Source organism: Enterobacter cloacae complex sp. GF14B, assembly GCF_004136805.1.
Classification (GTDB): domain Bacteria; phylum Pseudomonadota; class Gammaproteobacteria; order Enterobacterales; family Enterobacteriaceae; genus Enterobacter; species Enterobacter hormaechei_C.
In genome coordinates, this window is the sequence record NZ_QFRV01000253.1 from 1 (window position 1) to 1569 (window position 1569).

General features: G+C 60.9%; 3 protein-coding genes. All 3 read right to left on the reverse strand.

What is annotated here, in order from left to right:
- Positions 1 to 568 (reverse strand): acylphosphatase (locus DD606_RS25110; RefSeq protein ID WP_139158372.1); only part of this gene is annotated, 568 nt, incomplete at its 3' end.
- Between the two features lie 5 nt (positions 569 to 573).
- The gene (gene hydN, locus DD606_RS25115) at positions 574 to 1119 is read right to left on the reverse strand and encodes an electron transport protein HydN (protein WP_017382793.1); all 546 of its coding nucleotides are present in this window, start codon (positions 1117 to 1119) and stop codon (positions 574 to 576) included.
- Between the two features lie 132 nt (positions 1120 to 1251).
- The coding region (locus tag DD606_RS25120) for a substrate-binding domain-containing protein (RefSeq protein ID WP_176691492.1) at positions 1252 to 1569 on the reverse strand (318 nt) is incomplete at its 5' end.

Here is a 1569-nt window from a genome sequence, read left to right on the forward strand (position 1 = left end):
CGGCTCGCCACTCCAGCTGCGGCCCGCAGTCCGGGCAGGCCACTGGCTGGGCGTGAAAACGCCGATCAGCCGGGTTGCGGTACTCCGTTTCACAGGGCACACAGAGCGGGAATGGCGCCATTGACGTGGCCGGGCGATCATAGGGCATGGCGCGGATAATGGTAAACCGCGGCCCGCAGTGGGTGCAGTTGATAAACGGGTAGCGGTAGCGACGTTCGCGGGGATCGCGCATCTCCGCCAGGCACGCGGGACAGGTGGCGGCATCCGGGACGATTTGCGTGTCCATCGCCCCACTCTCGCTGTGGCGGATGACAAACTCGTCCGGCAGCGTATTCCAGCTGTACGGCTGCGTTTCAACGCGATCGATGCGCGCCAGCGGTGGGCAGTCCTGATGCAGCCTCGCGGTAAAGTCCCCCCCATTACCCGCGAGACGCACCAGGACACCCTCTCCGTCGTTGCAGACATCGCCCACAAGCTTCAGCCGGTGCGCCAGCTGCCAGACGAAGGGACGAAACCCCACGCCCTGCACCTTGCCGCGCACCCGCAGCTGAACGCCGTTGCTGCTCATACGGTTCAGAATAGCAGTGATGACGAGGTGTCGAACGCCGCGCGACGGCGCTTTTCGGCGCTCATCTGCTCAAGCTTGTCGCGATCCACGCAGACCAGCGCGTGCGTCGGGCAGGCTTCCATACACGCCGGACCGGCGTCGCGGTGGTAGCAGAGGTCACATTTATTGGCTTCGGCTTTCTCCGCGCGCACGCTCAGCCCGATACCGCTGTTGCGAACCACCGGGCGAACCACCACCTCCATCGCGCCATACGGACACGCCACCACACAGGTTTTGCACCCGATGCAGCGCTCCTGCATCACATGCACGAAGCCTTTCTCGCGCTTAATCGCCCCGTTCGGACAGACGTTGGCGCACGGCGCGTCTTCACACTGGCGACAGATAGCGGCGGTAGAAATATTCACGCCTTTAATGACGTGGATGCGCGGCAGGAAGGTATCAGGGGTGAGAGAGGCGCAATCCTGCTCTGCCTGATGGGACACCACGCACGCCACTTCACAGGTACGGCAACCAATGCATTTGCTGGCATCGGCCATAATAAAACGGTTCATCTGCTTCTCCGGCATAACTGTTATGCGCGAAGCTATTCATAAACCGTGCCAATATTTAATGCGTTGATTTTAAAGCGAAATAAAAAGAAGTAGTTCTGTCATCGTCATTAGTGACGATGACAGATGTCGACGTCAGCGATGCGGGCCGTCAATGACGGAGTCGCGCAGGATAAGCTCGCCGGAGAAGGTTTGCTGAGGCTTAAACTCACCGCCGTCGAGCATGAAAATCAGGCGGCTGATGGTCTCCTGGATCATCTCCGTTACCGGAATACGCACGCTGGAGAGGGACGGCACGATATAGGGCGCGATTGCCACGTCGTCAAAGCCGATGACGGACACCGCGCCCGGCGTGGCGACGCCGCTCTCGTGCAACTGCCTGATGGCGCCAATCGCCATATCGTCGTTACTCGCCACCAGCGCGGTAAACGCTTCGCCGCGGGTGAGCAGCTG